Source organism: Archangium lansingense (genome assembly GCF_026626635.1).
Taxonomy (GTDB): Bacteria; Myxococcota; Myxococcia; order Myxococcales; family Myxococcaceae; genus Archangium; species Archangium lansingense.
In genome coordinates, this window is the sequence record NZ_JAPNKA010000001.1 from 11,900,925 (window position 1) to 11,915,780 (window position 14,856).

At 67.7% G+C, this 14,856-nt stretch carries 13 protein-coding genes; 6 read left to right on the forward strand and 7 right to left on the reverse strand.

What is annotated here, in order from left to right; translation table 11 throughout:
• The first annotated feature begins 105 nt into the window (after positions 1-105).
• The 3 genes from OV287_RS47535 (at position 106) to OV287_RS47545 (ending at position 3,221) form a co-directional block, all read left to right on the forward strand.
• Positions 106-999: a zinc metalloprotease gene (locus OV287_RS47535; RefSeq protein ID WP_267540698.1), complete on the forward strand. Its 894-nt coding sequence runs from the start codon at positions 106-108 to the stop codon at positions 997-999.
• A 192-nt stretch (positions 1,000-1,191) separates the two neighbouring features.
• A complete protein-coding gene (locus OV287_RS47540; RefSeq protein WP_267540699.1) occupies positions 1,192-2,091 on the forward strand; it encodes a zinc metalloprotease in 900 nt (299 codons plus the stop codon).
• A gap of 239 nt (positions 2,092-2,330) precedes the next feature.
• Positions 2,331-3,221, forward strand: coding sequence for a zinc metalloprotease (locus OV287_RS47545; RefSeq protein ID WP_267540700.1), 891 nt, complete (start codon positions 2,331-2,333; stop codon positions 3,219-3,221).
• A 518-nt stretch (positions 3,222-3,739) separates the two neighbouring features.
• Here OV287_RS47545 and OV287_RS47550 read toward each other — a convergent pair.
• Positions 3,740-4,621 carry a zinc metalloprotease gene (locus OV287_RS47550; RefSeq protein WP_267540701.1) on the reverse strand — a complete coding sequence of 294 codons (882 nt, stop codon included), beginning with the start codon at positions 4,619-4,621 and terminating at the stop codon, positions 3,740-3,742.
• A 336-nt stretch (positions 4,622-4,957) separates the two neighbouring features.
• On the opposite strand from OV287_RS47550, the gene OV287_RS47555 reads away from it, so the two are divergent.
• The gene (locus tag OV287_RS47555; protein WP_267540702.1) at positions 4,958-6,085 is read left to right on the forward strand and encodes a bifunctional UDP-sugar hydrolase/5'-nucleotidase; all 1,128 of its coding nucleotides are present in this window, start codon (positions 4,958-4,960) and stop codon (positions 6,083-6,085) included.
• A gap of 96 nt (positions 6,086-6,181) precedes the next feature.
• On the opposite strand, the gene traA is transcribed toward OV287_RS47555, so the two are convergent.
• Genes traA through OV287_RS47585 form a run of 6 tightly spaced genes read right to left on the reverse strand, consistent with a single transcriptional unit; the run spans position 6,182 to position 12,538 of the window.
• Positions 6,182-7,714, reverse strand: coding sequence for an outer membrane exchange protein TraA family protein (gene traA / locus OV287_RS47560; RefSeq protein ID WP_267540703.1), 1,533 nt, complete (start codon positions 7,712-7,714; stop codon positions 6,182-6,184).
• 59 nt (positions 7,715-7,773) lie between these two features.
• The gene (locus OV287_RS47565; protein WP_267540704.1) at positions 7,774-8,868 is read right to left on the reverse strand and encodes an NAD(P)/FAD-dependent oxidoreductase; all 1,095 of its coding nucleotides are present in this window, start codon (positions 8,866-8,868) and stop codon (positions 7,774-7,776) included.
• Positions 8,865-10,619: a fatty acyl-AMP ligase gene (locus tag OV287_RS47570; RefSeq protein WP_267540705.1), complete on the reverse strand. Its 1,755-nt coding sequence runs from the start codon at positions 10,617-10,619 to the stop codon at positions 8,865-8,867. Before OV287_RS47570 ends, OV287_RS47565 begins: the two co-directional genes overlap by 4 nt.
• Complete coding sequence (locus OV287_RS47575; protein WP_267540706.1) at positions 10,616-10,900, reverse strand: acyl carrier protein; 285 nt, start codon at positions 10,898-10,900, stop codon at positions 10,616-10,618. The genes OV287_RS47570 and OV287_RS47575 overlap by 4 nt, the downstream gene beginning before the upstream one ends.
• Positions 10,893-11,465: an isoprenylcysteine carboxyl methyltransferase family protein gene (locus tag OV287_RS47580; RefSeq protein ID WP_267540707.1), complete on the reverse strand. Its 573-nt coding sequence runs from the start codon at positions 11,463-11,465 to the stop codon at positions 10,893-10,895. Before OV287_RS47580 ends, OV287_RS47575 begins: the two co-directional genes overlap by 8 nt.
• Positions 11,459-12,538, reverse strand: a complete 1,080-nt coding sequence (locus OV287_RS47585) for a type III polyketide synthase (RefSeq protein ID WP_267540708.1) — start codon at positions 12,536-12,538, stop codon at positions 11,459-11,461. The genes OV287_RS47580 and OV287_RS47585 overlap by 7 nt, the downstream gene beginning before the upstream one ends.
• A 290-nt stretch (positions 12,539-12,828) precedes the next feature.
• Here OV287_RS47585 and OV287_RS47590 point away from each other — a divergent pair, with 290 nt between their 5' ends.
• Positions 12,829-14,373 carry a DUF2380 domain-containing protein gene (locus OV287_RS47590; protein WP_267540709.1) on the forward strand — a complete coding sequence of 515 codons (1,545 nt, stop codon included), beginning with the start codon at positions 12,829-12,831 and terminating at the stop codon, positions 14,371-14,373.
• Positions 14,370-14,840 (forward strand): NUDIX hydrolase, encoded by a 471-nt coding sequence (locus OV287_RS47595; RefSeq protein WP_267540710.1) that lies wholly within the window; start codon positions 14,370-14,372, stop codon positions 14,838-14,840. Before OV287_RS47590 ends, OV287_RS47595 begins: the two co-directional genes overlap by 4 nt.
• Positions 14,841-14,856 lie beyond the last annotated feature (16 nt).

Sequence of the window (14,856 nt, forward strand, 5' to 3'; positions counted from 1 at the left end):
AGGATAGACATTCAAATTCACTGTTTCTCGAACTCCGGTCCTTCCCTGGATTGATACCCATACTCAGAGTATAAGGGTCCGCGACTTTTCACCGAGGAGTCGCACATGGCCCGTAGCATTCCGATGAGTGGCAAGTTCGCAGTCGTCCTGGGTGCCGTTCTCGCGCTGGGGGGTTGCACCGGCGCTGAGCAGCAGAAGCCGGCCGAGGAGCAGCAGCCGGCATCTCAGCAGGCCGCCCCGCTTCACGGCTGTGCCACGCCCACGCCGTCCCTCGAGGAGCAGAAGGCGGTGGACGAGGCCCTCGCGGCTCGGCGGGCGATGGGCGGTGACGTGCATGCGATGGCCACCGCCATCCCCGTGTACTTCCACGTCATCCGCGACTCGAGCGGCGCTGGCGGCGTGACCACCACGCAGATCAACAACCAGATCACCGTCCTCAACAACGCCTACGCCGTCTGCGGGTTCAGCTTCTATCTGGCGGGCACGGACTACAGCAACAACACCACCTGGTACACCTGCTCCGGTGGCGCGTGTGAGACGCAGTTGAAGAACGCCCTGCGCAAGGGCACGGCGAGCTCCCTCAACTTCTACACCAACAACATGGGCGGCGGCCTGCTCGGCTGGGCCACCTTCCCCTCCAGCTACGCCTCCAATCCGAAGATGGACGGCGTGATGGTGCTCCAGAGCTCGCTGCCCGGCGGCTCCGCGGCCCCCTACAACCTGGGCGACACGGGCACCCATGAGGTCGGCCACTGGATGGGCCTGTACCACACGTTCCAGGGCGGCTGCGCCAGCCCCGGTGACAGCGTGAGCGACACCCCGCCCGAGGCCTCCTCCGCCTTCGGCTGCCCCACCGGCCGCGACACCTGCTCCGGTGGCGGCGTGGACCCCATCACCAACTTCATGGACTACACCGACGACTCCTGCATGAACACGTTCACCACGGGCCAGTGCACCCGCATGCAGTCCATGTGGGCGACCTACCGCGCCGGCAAGTAGTGCGCGCCTGAAGTCCTGAAGTCCCGACGCCGGAGCGCCTCGCGTGCTCCGGCGTTTTGCGTTTCACGCAGCCCCACTCCAGCTCCCCCATCCCATCGATGAAACGAGGTATTCCCGAAAATCCCCTGAATCCCTTGTCAGATAGTTTGTTCTGCGATATAAGACACACCAACTTTTTCCGTGGAGCCGGAAATGTCCCGTAGCGTCGTGTCGATGGGTGGCAAGTTCGCGGTGATGATGGGTGCCGTCCTCGCGCTGGGTGGTTGCACCGGCGCCGAGCAGAAGCCCGCCGAGGAGCAGCAGCCGGCATCTCAGCAGGCCGCCCCGCTTCACGGCTGTGCGACGCCGGCTCCGAGCGTGGAGGAGCAGGCCGCGGTGGACGCCCTCCTGGCCGGCCGCGTCAACGCCCAGGCCTATCCCGTGGGCTCCATCAACATCAACGTCTATGCCCACGTCATCCGCAAGGGCACGGGCGCGTCCAACGGCGACATCTCCGACTCGATGATCGCCAGCCAGATCTCCGTCCTCAACAACGCCTACAAGAACACCCCGTTCAAGTTCACCCTGGTGAGCACGGACCGCACCACCAACAGCACCTGGTACACCGCCGGCCCGGACACCTCGGCCGAGGCGTCCATGAAGAACACGCTGCGCAAGGGCACCGCGGACGACCTGAACATGTACTTCAGCTCGCCCGGTGGCGGTCTGCTCGGCTGGGCTACCTTCCCCAGCTGGTACGCCGGCAACCCCAAGGATGACGGCGTGGTCATCCTCAACACCTCGCTGCCCGGCGGCTCCGCGGCCCCCTACAACCTGGGCGACACGGGCACCCACGAGGTCGGCCACTGGCTGGGCCTGTACCACACGTTCCAGGGCGGCTGCGCCAACCCGGGTGACAGCGTGAGCGACACCCCGGCCGAGGCCTCTCCCGCCTACGGCTGCCCCACGGGCCGCAACACCTGCACCAGCACGGGCAACGATCCCATCACCAACTTCATGGACTACACCGACGACTCCTGCATGAACTCGTTCACGGCCGGCCAGATCGCCCGCATGGACTCGATGTGGGCCTCCTACCGCTACGGCAAGTAAGCCTCGCCTGAAGCCCTGAAGTCCCGACGCCGGAGCGCCTCGCGTGCTCCGGCGTTTTGCTTTTCGTATGGGTCGCTTCACGAAGCGTCCCGGTTTCCCCCGGATTACTCACTCCGCCCGGCTTGCCGAGGTTTCCCCACATCCATCTATCTAGAATATTTCAGAAAAAGCGCTGGGCCCCTTGCTCGGCCCTAATTCTCAAGTTACAAGTAACAGCAATCTTTCCCGAGGAGTTGGAAATGTCCCGCAGCGTTGTTTCGATGGGTGGAAAGTTCGCGGTCGTCGTGGGTGCCGTTCTCGCGCTGGGCGGTTGCGCCGCCGAGCAGAAGCCAGCCGAGGAGCAGCAGCCGGCGACCCAGCAGGCCGTTCCGAACGTTCGCGGCTGCGCGACGGCGGACCTCTCCGAGACCGAGCAGGCCGCGGTGGATGCGGCGATCGCCGGCCGCGTGAAGGGTCAGGCCCGCGCCAACGGCTCGGTGAACATCAAGGTCTACTGGCACGTCATCAACAACGGCACGACCTCCGCGGGCAACATCTCGGACGCGGCGATCGCCAACCAGATCTCCGTGCTGAACTCGGCCTACGCGAACACCCCGTACCGCTTCACCCTGACGTCGACGGACCGCACCACCAACTCTCAGTGGTACACCTGCGCCGGTGGCGCCTGCGAGAAGAAGATGAAGGCGGCGCTGCGCAAGGGCACCGCGGCCGACCTGAACGTCTACTCCAACAACATGGGCCAGGGCCTGCTGGGCTGGGCGACCTTCCCCTCCAGCTACGCCTCGCAGCCGAGCATGGACGGCGTGGTCATCCTGTACAGCTCGCTGCCCGGCGGCACCGCGGCGCCGTACAACGAGGGTGACACGGCGACCCACGAGGTCGGCCACTGGCTGGGCCTGTACCACACCTTCCAGGGTGGCTGCGCCAACCCGGGTGACAGCGTGGCCGACACGGCGCCCGAGGCCTCCTCCGCCTTCGGCTGCCCCGCTGGCCGCGACACCTGCTCGGGTGGCGGCGTGGACCCCATCACCAACTTCATGGACTACACCGACGACAGCTGCATGAACACCTTCTCGGCCGGCCAGGTCGATCGCGCCGAGGCGCTGGTGATCCAGTACCGCGGTCTGTGATTCGAGCCTGAAGTCCTGAGCTTCTGAAGTCCGAGACGCCGGAGCGCCCCACGCGCTCCGGCGTCTTGCTTTTGTAACTCCCAGTGACGCGGAAGCCGCCCACGCCACGAGCGGGCCCGGCCGCCCACTCTCGAGCGACTCGTTCTCCGGTGGAAGGGGAAGGCCCGGGAGCGGGTGGAGAACGGGGCCGAGCCAGCTTCCGCTTCGCCCCACGAGGTGTGATGGGCACCCGGGAAAGAGCGCCGCGTCAGGGCTCATCCTCGCTCCACCAGAGCCCACCCGCCGCGCTCCGCCAGTCCGGGGCGTCAGTCCCTCTCCGAAAGAACCTGTGAGGGAAAGGGGCTCCGGGCGCGCGGGAGCAACGGCTCAGAGAGTTGGACAAGGGAGAAGCCAAAGGCCACTCGAGTCTCGCGCGGGCAATGCACGACAAGGCCCGCAAAGACAAACAGCGGGCCCCCACAGAGGTGGGAGGCCCGCTGCTCAAGTCCGAGACGAGAGCTGTCTCGACCGGGGGCGGCTTACTTGCCCGCGCGGTACGAGGTCCACATGCTGTTCATGCGGCTGTTCTGGCCGGCGGTGAACTTGTTCATGCAGGCGTCGTCGCTGTAGTCCATGAAGTTGTCGATGGGGTCGTTGCCAGCGGTGGAGCAGGTGTTGCGGCCGGTCGGGCAGCCGGAAGCCGGCGAGGCCTCATCCGGGGTGTCGCTCACGCTGTCACCAGGGGCCGCGCAGCCGCCCTGGAACGTGTGGTACAGGCCCATCCAGTGGCCGACCTCGTGCGTGCCCGTGTCACCCAGGTTGAAGGGGGACGCGGAGCCGCCGGGCAGCGAGCTCTGGAGCACCACCACGCCGTCCATCTTCGGGGAGCTGGTGTAGCTCCAGGGGAAGGTGGCCCAACCGAGCAGGCCGCCGCCCATGTTGTTGGTGTAGAAGTTGAGGGCGGTCGCCGTGCCCTTGCGCAGGGCGTTCTTCATCTGCGACTCACACGTGCCACCCGTACAGGTGTAGTACGTGGAGTTGTTGGTGTAGTCCGTGCCCGCCAGATAGAAGCTGAAGCCAGCCGCAGCGTAGGCGTTGTTGAGGATCGTGATCTGGTTGTTGATCTGCGTGGTGGTCACGCCGCCGGTGCCGGTGCTGGTGCGGATGACGTGGAAGTACACGGGGATGGAGACGGCCATGGCATGCACGTCACCGCCCATCGCCTGACGAGCCTTGAGGGTCTCAAAGCGGGCCTCGATCTGCGCGACCTGCTCCGCGTCAAACTCCTCGGCGCCGCACTGACGGCCCGCCGGAGCGGCCTGGGGCTCCACACCCTCGGCGGCCAGCTGCTCCGCCTCGTCCACAGGGCCGCAGCCAGTCATCGCCGCGATCGCACCGAAAGCCAGAACCGTCTTCATCATCCGCATGTGAATCCACCTTTCCCAATTGGGAAAAACCAACCGAAGGGGATGTATCTTTTAAGTTAATCCTAAAAATTGATCAATCCCTTCATTCTTTTTTAATCAGGTTTTGCTTGACTCCTCGCGGCAATCATTGCACGCACAACGATTACCCTCCGCATCAACCATTGTAGGGACAATGAATTACGCAACGCATCAATCATTGCGCACGCAATGAATTGCCCTGCCCCTGGGTCTCACCGTGGAAGCGGCCCCCGAGCCCGTGAGCGGAAGGCGCTGGCGTAGCATGCGGAGACCCAGAGGGCCCTACGGCCCGCGTTCGTGCGAGGAGAAGAAGTGAAGGCGCGATTGTCATTGATGATGGTGGCCGTGCTGCTGCTGATGCCCCTGGGGGCCCAGGCGGCGCCGCGGCGGCTGGTGCTGCTCTTCACCGGCGACAACCGGGGAGAGATTGCACCGTGCGGCTGCAAGCAAGAGCCGCAGGGAGGGCTGTCCCGAAGAAAGACAGCCATTGAGGCGGAGAGGGCCCTCGGTCTGCCGGTGGTGCTGATGGACGCGGGCAACGCTCTGTTCCGCGAGACTGGACGCCTGGAGGCGGCCCTGGTCCAACAGAAGGCGGAGCTGATCCTCGAGCAGATGGAGGCGCAAGGCACGGTGGCCATGGCGGTGGGAGAGCGCGACCTGTCGCATGGCCTGGCCTACCTCCAGAAGGCCACGCGGGCGCGCAAGAAGATGAAGCTGCTGTCCGCCAACCTGGTGGACAAGGCCGGCAAGGCCCCCTTCGCGGCGTCCATGGTGGTGGAAGCTGGAGGGCTGAAGGTGGGCGTGGTGGGCGTATCCCCCGAGGGCTCGCCTGCCGGAGAGCCCGGGCTGAAAGGCCGCCCTCCCGTGGAGACCGCGCTGGCCGAGGCCCGCAAGCTGCGCCAGACGAAGAAGGTGGACGTGGTGGTGGTGCTGGCGGCGGTGCCCTACCAACAGGCCGTGAAGATGGCCCTGCTGGCCGAGGACGCGGTGGACTTCGTGGTGCAGTCCCACGACGCCAAGGGCATCGGCATTGGCGAGCTGGTGGGCAGCCACACCGCCGTCTTCCCCTCGGGGGGGCTCGGACGCCAGATTACCCGGCTGGAGCTGAGCGTGGACGGACCGGGGCCCTCGGTGGACCTGGGCTCGGGGACGCGGGCCCGCCAGCAGCTGCGCGTGGTGGAGGACAACATCCTGAAGGCGCAGGAGCGGTTCGCCAGCGCCAAGGACGAACAGACGCGCGCCGAGCTCACCCAAACCATCAAGGAGCTGGAGGGCCGCCTGCGGCAGCTCGAGACAGAGGTGGACGTAAAACCTCCCACCGGCGGGCGCGCGCACCAGCTCTCCTATTTCACCCTGAGCCCGACGGTTCCGGATGATCCGGTCCTGAAGCAGCGGGTGGATCAGCTCGAGCCAGTCGGCTCGGCGAGTGCGACGAACTGACGAGCGCTGGCAGGAAGTCCACGCGTGAAGTCATGAAGTCCCGACGCCGGAGCGCCCCAAGCGCTCCGGCGTCTTGCATTGACGGGACCCGGGCCCTCACCCAGCGCTCGTCCTCCGGACCCTTCTCAGGAGGAACGCGAGGCCCAAGAAGGCCAGCGGCGCGAGCGACGGCAGAGCCGTGCCACAACCGCACCCGACGGGCTGTCCATCAGGGTCTGGGCATCCATCCCCGTCGCCGCTTCCTGAGCCCGTCCCCGCATCCGAACCCTGGCCCGCATCCGGCTCACCACCCGTCGGGCCACCATCACCCGCACTCCCTCCATCCGGAGCGTTCCCTCCGCCATCCGGACCCACGTCCCCGCCGTCCGAGCCCGCTCCCCCGTCCGAGCCCACGTTCCCGCCATCCGGAACCGTTCCCCCATCCGAGCCATCTCCACCTCCATCAGGAGTCGAAGCGTCCGGGTTGCCCGCATCTGGAGGCATACACACGCCCGCCTGGCACGTCCCACCCGGACACGCCGTCCCATCCGTCACGGCGGGGAAGGAGCAGGTACCCGCCGCATCACAGACTCCGACGTGACACGCATCGGGCGCAGTGCAGTCCTCGCTCTGTCTACACTCCGCACAAACGTGGTCTCGGGACCGGGCCACGCAGAAGGGAGTCGCCTGACCACAAGGCGAGCACGATGCCCCGCAGAAGATCGGCGTATCACAGACATCGCATACCGCCGCGCCATTGCAGTAGTAGCCGGCGCTACAGCCATTGTTGCCCGCGGTGTTCGCGTACTGCCGACTGCACTGGACGCACTTGTCGAGCTCCGGGAACGAGGGCTGCCCCGTCTCGGACTGGTAGAACATCTCGGGAGCAACCAGGTTGAACCCCTCGGCATTGAGCTTGATGACGGGAGCCTGGTTCGCTGGCCGCTCGAAGTCGCTGAAGGTCCCGACCCGCAGCGACATCTCGAGCGCGGCGTGCTCACCAATCTCCGCGTAGAGCACTTCGACGGGGTAGAGACCCGGCTTCGCGAAGGTGACGCTGTTGGTCGTGCGATAGGTCGGGAAACCAAGCTGCGGCGGCCGGTTGATGACCGGGTAGCTGCGGGCGCTCCGGTCGTAGATGGAGAATGCCACCGCATCGTCAACATAGAACCCGAAGTGGACAGGCACACTCACCATGTCCGCGGTCACATTCAGATAGCCACGCAGGCGGGTGGCGAAGGAGGTGGAGGCGTCGTTGACGAAGAAGCCACAGCCACCGCTCGGGCATCCCGGCACGGCGTTCACGAAGTCACCCAGGCTCAGTTGCTGTCCGGAAATGTTGTTGTTGGAGAGATCCAACTGCGTCCGGAGCACCGACGTGACGCGTGCATTGGGATTGGAGGCACCGGGCAGAGCCTCCAAGAACGTACTGATTCCCCCGGCGAAGCTGGAATTGCTCTGGGGAAAGTCAGTGGCCGGGTCCGTCGAGATCCTCGACATAGAGCAGAGGCCGGTGCCCGGCTGCGAGGGCGAGGGTGCAACGGGGTCACCCGTCACCACCACCGTGGGAAGCTGCTCCGCGGAGGAGGGAGCAGGGTTCATCACGAGCAGCACGGGCAGGAGGAGCAGGAAGTATCGGAGTAGGAGCATGAGGCCGTTCCTACCCTCGTGAGATTCCGTCCCGCCAGAAACCGCTCGTGCCTGGAGCTCTACACGATGGCGTGGGCGAGAACCCACTCGAAGACGCGCGGATTCGTCCCCAGCCAGCGAACCAGGGGACGGCGCAGCGTTGGCCTGCTCGCCAGCATCAGCATGGCCCCCGTGAGCAACGCGTACTTGCGGAACGCCCGCTGAAACACCTGCTCGTAGGGCAGCAGCGACTCTCGCGCCGCCCCCTTCGCCAGCGCATCCGGCAACAGGTTGCCCAGCGCCTCCGCGCAGGTGAAAGCCAGCGACAGCCCCTCCCCCGTCACCGCGTCCACGTACCCCGCAGCGTCCCCCACCAGTGCGAAGCGGTCCGCCACCCGTGTCCGCGCCGCCCGCGCCATCGGCCCCGCTCCCCGCGCCTTCGAGTCCGGCTCCGCTCCCGCCACCCGCTCGGCCAGCGAGGGAAAGCGCGTGAGCAGGGACTCGAAGCCGATGCGCCCCGGCAACCCGTCCGTCCACAAGAAGGCCACGCCCACCCGCTCCTCACCCGCGGGTGTCACGTACGCCTCCACGCCCTCGGACAGGTGCACCTCTACGAAGGGAGACCACGGCTTCATCCGGAAGTGCTGCCGCAGCCCGAAACGTCTCGGCCCCGCCACCTCCAACTCCAGCCCCTCGGCGCGCCGCAGCGGCGAGGCCAGCCCGTCCGCCGCCACCAGCATCTTCGCCCGCAGCGGCCCATCCGCCGTCTCCACCTCCCACCCGTCCGCCGTGCGCCGCTGGCCCACCACCGCGCAGCGCTCGCGCAGCTCCACGCCGAGCATCCGCGCCCTCGCGGCCATCGCCGTCACCAGCGCCACTCTCCGTACCCCCAGGCCCCCGGGGGCGGGCAGCCGTCCCTCCGCGCCGCTCCCGTCCTCCTGCACGTAGCGAATGCCTACGAAAGGGGCGCACTCGCGTGGCCCCAACAACGCAAGCGCCCCGAAGCGCTCCAGCGCCGCCACGCCCGAGGGCATCAGCCCCTCACCACACGCCTTGTCTGGGGGCACGGCGGCACGCTCCAGCACCACCGTGTTCAGGCCCCGCTTCGCAGTGGTGATCGCCACCGCCAGCCCCGCGGGCCCGCCGCCCACCACCGCGACATCCCAGGCACTCACCCGTCGCGTCCCGTCCGGGCAAAGGCCAGGGCGCTCTTCGCCATCTCCACCACCAGCCCCACCGTGCCTACCTTCTTCGGCGCCGTCAGCTCATCCGCCAGGTAGCGCCGCAGCGCCTCACCCCGGCGCAGCTTCCCGCTCGAGGTGCGCGGCAGCGTCCCCGGCTCCAGCACCCGCACCGTGTGCGCTCGCACGCCCGTGCCCGCCAGCACCGCCTCGCGGATGCGCTCCTCCAGCCCCTCCACCTCCACGCCCGGCGCGTGCTCGGCCAGAATGAGCAGCGCCTCGTCATTCACCCCCTCGGGCGTAAAGCCCAGCGCCACCGCACAGCCCGTGCGCACGCCCTCCACTGGCTCCAAGCACTCCTCGAACTCCTGGGGCGCGTGATTGGCGCCGCGGATGATGACCAGGTCTTTCGCGCGGCCCGTGAGGAACAGCTCACCGTCCGCCTCGAAGCCCAGGTCCCCCGTGTCCAGCCAGCCCTCTGCGTCCAGCGCGCGCGCCGTCGCCTCCGGGTGGCCGACGTAGCCCGCCATCACCGAGGGCCCTCGCGCGAACACCCGCCCCACCTGCCGCTCCTCCACCACGTGGCCCAGCTCGTTCCGCACCTCCACCTCGAAGCCTGGCACCGGGCGCCCCACCGACACCACCTGGCGCGAGCCGTCCACCACGCGCCGCTCCGTGGCCAGCACCCGCGCGTCCACGCTCAGCGCGCGAGGCCCTCGTCCCGCAGGCGGGAAGGTGACGGCCAGCGAGGCCTCGCTCAGTCCGTACACCGGCCGCAGCGCCCCCGCCTGGAAGCCCCACCGCGAGAAACGCTCGGAGAAGAGGCGCAGCGTCTCCACCGACACCGGCTCCGCGCCGTTGAGCGCATGCTTCCAGCCCGACAGGTCCACGCCCTCCATCTCCGCGTCCTTCACCCGCTTGAGGCACAACCCATAGGCGAAGTTGGGCGCGGGCGAGACGAAGCCCCGGTGCCGCGACAGCGCGCGCAGCCACAGCGCGGGGCGCGCGAGGAACACCTCGGGAGGAATCAGCACCAGGGTGCCCGGGTAGTACGCCGCCGACAGCAGGCAGCCGATGAGCCCCATGTCGTGGTACAGCGGCAGCCAGGACACGCCCACCCGCGCCACGTCCGGCGTCAGCGGCATCTCCACCTCCAGCGCCGCCAACTGAGCCACCAGGCTGCCGTGACGCAGCGCCACCGGCTTCGGGTCCACCGTCGAGCCCGAGGAGAATTGAATGAGGCCGAGCGCCTCCGGTGTGACGGGCTCGGCCAGCTCACCCTCCTCGCGCGACACCGCCTCCACCGTGTGGCAGCCGAGCCTCGGACGCGCCGCCGCCACGGACTCGCCCAGCAGCAGCCGCACCTTCGCGTCCGTGATCACCACCGTCGCGGCCGACACCTCCAACATGCGCGCGGTGGAGCGGTGGTACTCCTCCAGCCGCCCCAACCGCACCGGCGGATAGAGCGGCACCGGCACCGCGCCCGCCAACAGCGTGCCGAAGAAGCCATCCATGAAGCCCGGTGAGGTGGGCAGCAGCAGCGCCACGCGCTCGCCGGGAGCCACCCCCATGCGCCTCAGGCCCGCGGCGAAGCGCCGGGCCCGCTCGTACAGCTGAGCCCAGGACAGCGACGTCTCCCGCTCGGCAGCATCCACGAAGACGAGCCCCGAGGAGGTGCGCGCCGCGGCGGCGAGCATCTCGTTGAGGGTGGCGTGCTTCAACCGAGGCAGCTCCGACCCTTTCATGAAGCACCTCCCACCGCGCACGCCGCCTGAGGCTCCTCAGCGGCACGAGCAGCCACCAGGCGCATCAGCTCCCCTACGGTGCTGACCTCCACCGAGTCCTCCATGGACAGGCGGATGCGGAAGCGGTTCTCCAGCTCCACCGCCAGCACCGTCAGCCCCAGGCTGTCCAGTTGCAGGTCCCTCATCAGGTGGTGCGAAGGTTCCACCTCGCCCTGCCAATCCAGCTCCTGGGAGACGATGCGGCGTATCTCGCCAAGGACGACCAGCTCGTTCTCAACCACGGGGTACCTCCGGAATGAAGCGGGGCTTGTCGGCGAAAGTCTGGGCATAGGCCGCGCCCAGTGCGGCCTCCTCGGCGCGGATGCGCACCCAGAGCAGCAAGGCATTGCCCAGCGAGAAGACCAGGGCCGTCACCCAGGCCCCGTGGATGAGCGGCACCGCGGCCAGCTCCAGCACCACCGCCACGTAGTTGGGGTGGCGCAGGAAGCGATACGGCCCCCGCGTCACCGGCGGCAGGCCCGGCACCACGATGATGCGCGTATTCCAGTGCTCTCCCAGCGAGGCGATGGCCCAATAACGCAGCGCTTGCGCCACGAGCGCTACACCGAGTGCGCCGAGACCGAGAGCCCCCGGGAACGGACGCGCGAGCCACACCACCTCGGCGCCACACGCGGCGAGGAAGAGCGTATGGAACACCACCATGACCCGGTAGTGACCCTGTCCCGTCTCCACCCCGCCACGCGCGAAGGCCCGCGCCGCGTTGCGCTTGGAGAGGACGAGCTCCACCAACCGCTCGGCGACAAGCAACCCCAGGAAGCCGAGATACCCGCCGAGCGTGCTCACCATCGCAGCAGCACCAGTTCCGCGCAGAAGCCCGGTCCCATGGCCATCATCACGCCCCAGTCTCCGGGCTGGGCCTTGCCGGACTCCAGCATGTCGCCCAGCACGAAGAGCACGGAGGCCGAGGACAGGTTGCCCACCTCGCGCAGCGAGGCCCAGGAGAGAGAGAGCGTGTCCGGCGCCAGCTCCAGCGCCTCCTCGAAGGCCTGCAACACCTTGGGGCCACCGGTGTGCGCCACCCAGTGCTTTATGTCCTTGCGCGTGAGGCCGTGCTCAGAGAGGAAACCGTCCACGTCCCGGCGGATGAACTCGCGCGCGAGCTGCGGCACCTTGGCCGACAGCACCACCTTGAAGCCCGTGTCCACCACATCCCAGCCCATGATGCGCTCGGTGTTGGGGTAGAGCACCGAGCGCGTGGCCACGATGCGAGGACCCGCGCCGGCCCGCTCTCCACCCTGGAGCACCACACACGCCGCCCCATCTCCGAACAGGCCCGAGGCGATGATGTTGGGAATGGACAGGTCCTCGCGCTGCAGCGTCAGCGAGCACAGCTCTACCGAGATGAGCAGCGCAGTCTGGCCCTTCCACGCCCGGAGGTAGTCCGAGGCACGTGCCGTGCCCGCCGCACCCGCAACGCAGCCGAGCCCGAAGATGGGCGTGCGCTTCATGTCCGGGCGCATGCCCAGCCGGTTCATCAGCCGCGCGTCGATGCTCGGCGTTGCGATGCCCGTCACGGTGACGAAGAAGACGTGGTCCACGTCCTGGGGAGTGAGTCCCGTGCGGTCCAGCGCCTTGCGCACCACCTGTTCGCCCAGGTCCGTGGCGACCTGAATCCAGGCGTCATTGCGCTGCTGGAACGTGACGAGCCCCGGGTACTGCTGGATGGGCAATGCGAGGAAGCGCCCATCCACCTGCACCGAGCGATGCAGCTCCTCCAGCCGCTCGATGTTGTAGTGGCGAGTGGCCCAAAGCTCCCGCAGGGAGCCGATGATCTGGTCCTGGCGGGCGTAATGGGGGGGAAGCAGTCGCTCCACCGCGCGGATGACGGGGAAAGAGTCCTGGCCTGGTGCGGAGTTCATCGGCGCCGTCCCTGTAGGGGTAAGGAGCGACGGTTAATCACCCGCCGACCAAGGTGCGAGCAATGGGAAAAAGATTGAACTCGGGAGATCGCCCTCATGTCACGCACATGCTGGCTGGCGGACACCACACACATCCACTCTCACATGCGTGGGGCGCAGGTGTCGTCTGGTGCACAACACTATCGTCCTCGGGGACGTGACCCGACGTCGGCCAGCTCCTGGGGGAGACTCTCCAATGACTTCCGCACTGTCCGACAACCCATCTTGCGCACCGCGCCTGGGGGCGAACCATGCGCGCTGATTCGCTCCGGTCCCGGTGGGCGGGGCTGATGCTCGTCCTGGCCCTGTTGGGCGCAGGCTGTGCGTCGGTGACGCCACCGCATGCTCGGAGCATGGACCTGAGCTACGCGCCACGCGAGGCCACGGGGCCTGTGTTGGCGGCCGGACCGGGCGACGAGCCTCCGTCTGCCCTCCCCTTCCCGCAGCACTCCCCGTCCGAGACCGCCGCCTCGGAGCGGATACACCGCCGCCGGGGCTCCCGAGAGGCCGTGACGGCAGCGGGCCCTGCCGGGATGGAGGGGAATGCGAGGCGGAGCGCCCTCGCGGCCCACGTGGCGTTTCTCCGTGCCGTGGACGAGGTGTCCGCCTCCTCGCGCCGCGTCTCCAGCGAGCTGTCCAGACTCAAGGCCAGCGACCAGGGCATCGCCGGCGCGGGCAACGGCATCTTCGTCCGCTACGTCGACCATGGTGAACGTCAACGACGGTGGATTGACGCCGAGCTGGCTGCCGCCACCCGGCTGGCCACCGCCGCCTCGCAGGTGGAGGACCCGGACATGCAGCTCGCCCTGCTGCGTCTGGCCGGCCCACGGCTCGAGGCCGCCATGATGGGCTCCATCCTGCTCTCCGTCTGGCTCGACATCCTCCACCTCGCCGACATCGCACTCAGAGAGCACCTCTACCCCGTGGAGACGCTCTTCGCGGAGATGTGGCGCAGGCAGGAGATGCTCGAGCCCGCGATGACGGCGCTCTCCTCCCGGGAGCACGAGCAGGTGGAGGCCGCGGCGCAAGACGTGCCCCAGCTGGTAGGTCACCTCACAGCCGAATTCGCGGCCACTGTGGAGAGAATGCGCGTGGCGGCGGAGAACCTCCAGAGGGTGCTGGTGCTCAAGGAGGCCATCGAGACTGTCACGATGCTCTCGGCGATGCGGTTCTCGCTGCCCTCGGTGCCTCCGTCCGCTCCCGCCCTGGTCGGCATCGGCCTGGCGGTAGGCGGCGACGGCGTGATGATGGGTACGCGGATTGTCGTCTCCGCCGAGTGGTTGGAGATGATGCGCCAGTTGGTGCGCGCGGGCGTACTCTCGCTCCCCGTCGTCAGCGCCGCCGTGCGGATTCAGGCCGGCCAGGTGATGATGGCGCAGGCACATGGCGAGCTGCCGAGGGGCGTGCGCGAGGCACTCGGCGATGGGCCCGAGGTTCGAGGCATGCGTGTGACGGGCAAAACGGGGGCCGGCATGGCCGAGCCACCGGAGCACCACGTCATGCCAAAAGAGTTCCGCAGCTGGTTCGAGAAGCGCGGCTTCACCGGCGAGATGGATATCGACGAGTTCTGCGTGAAGCTGGAGCAGGCGCACCACGAGGCCATTCACGGCGGTGGCAATTGGAAGCTGGGCCGCACATGGCCGGGTGAATGGAACCGGATGATCATGGATGCGCTATATCAAGCCGAGTCCAAAGCGGGCCGGATGTTGACGCGAATCGAGGTGCTGGACATCGTCGCGTATCGCATGAGGCGCTACGGTGTCCCGATGGAGTTCATTCGATGGAGAGGGCAATGAGTGGCGGACAGGCTTGGCGGGGTAACTGGAGGGTCCGCCTGTATGAGCGGGTGCGCGAGCGCGGTTACGATTCGCTCACTGCCTTTGCGAACGCCCAACCTACTGCCTCACTGGTAGCGCTGGCCGAGGAACTCGGCGAGGACGACGTCGTCGGGGTGCAGGTGTTGAGCGGGTTGCACGCCGAGGCGGAACAGCGAAAGCAGGTCACGCGCTTCGTGCGCGATGTGCTTGTGCGTGAGCTGTCCGAGTGTCTTCCCGACGGCTGGCCGACCGTACTGGATGACGCCAATCGCTTCAAGGTTGCCAAGGCGCTCGGCTCGTGGTTTGCCGATACCCCTGAGACCCATAGGGAGCGCGTCGACCAAGCCAGCGATGCGCTCCTCGCAACACCACCGCCGCCCGGTTGGCGCCCGCACGGCCCCGACGACGAGCTGCTTCTTTCGCTTCTGCCCGACGAGGAAGTCTGAGTCTGGGAAACACGTC

Excerpts from the sequence above, each read along its gene's own strand:
- OV287_RS47535 (WP_267540698.1), top strand. The coding sequence starts at position 106 with ATGGCCCGTAGCATTCCGATGAGTGGCAAGTTCGCAGTCGTCCTGGGT.
- OV287_RS47540 (WP_267540699.1), top strand. The coding sequence starts at position 1,192 with ATGTCCCGTAGCGTCGTGTCGATGGGTGGCAAGTTCGCGGTGATGATG.
- OV287_RS47545 (WP_267540700.1), top strand. The coding sequence starts at position 2,331 with ATGTCCCGCAGCGTTGTTTCGATGGGTGGAAAGTTCGCGGTCGTCGTG.
- OV287_RS47550 (WP_267540701.1), bottom strand. The coding sequence starts at position 4,621 with ATGATGAAGACGGTTCTGGCTTTCGGTGCGATCGCGGCGATGACTGGC.
- traA (WP_267540703.1), bottom strand. The coding sequence starts at position 7,714 with ATGCTCCTACTCCGATACTTCCTGCTCCTCCTGCCCGTGCTGCTCGTG.
- OV287_RS47570 (WP_267540705.1), bottom strand. The coding sequence starts at position 10,619 with ATGAAAGGGTCGGAGCTGCCTCGGTTGAAGCACGCCACCCTCAACGAG.
- OV287_RS47580 (WP_267540707.1), bottom strand. The coding sequence starts at position 11,465 with ATGGTGAGCACGCTCGGCGGGTATCTCGGCTTCCTGGGGTTGCTTGTC.
- OV287_RS47585 (WP_267540708.1), bottom strand. The coding sequence starts at position 12,538 with ATGAACTCCGCACCAGGCCAGGACTCTTTCCCCGTCATCCGCGCGGTG.
- OV287_RS47590 (WP_267540709.1), top strand. The coding sequence starts at position 12,829 with ATGCGCGCTGATTCGCTCCGGTCCCGGTGGGCGGGGCTGATGCTCGTC.
- OV287_RS47595 (WP_267540710.1), top strand. The coding sequence starts at position 14,370 with ATGAGTGGCGGACAGGCTTGGCGGGGTAACTGGAGGGTCCGCCTGTAT.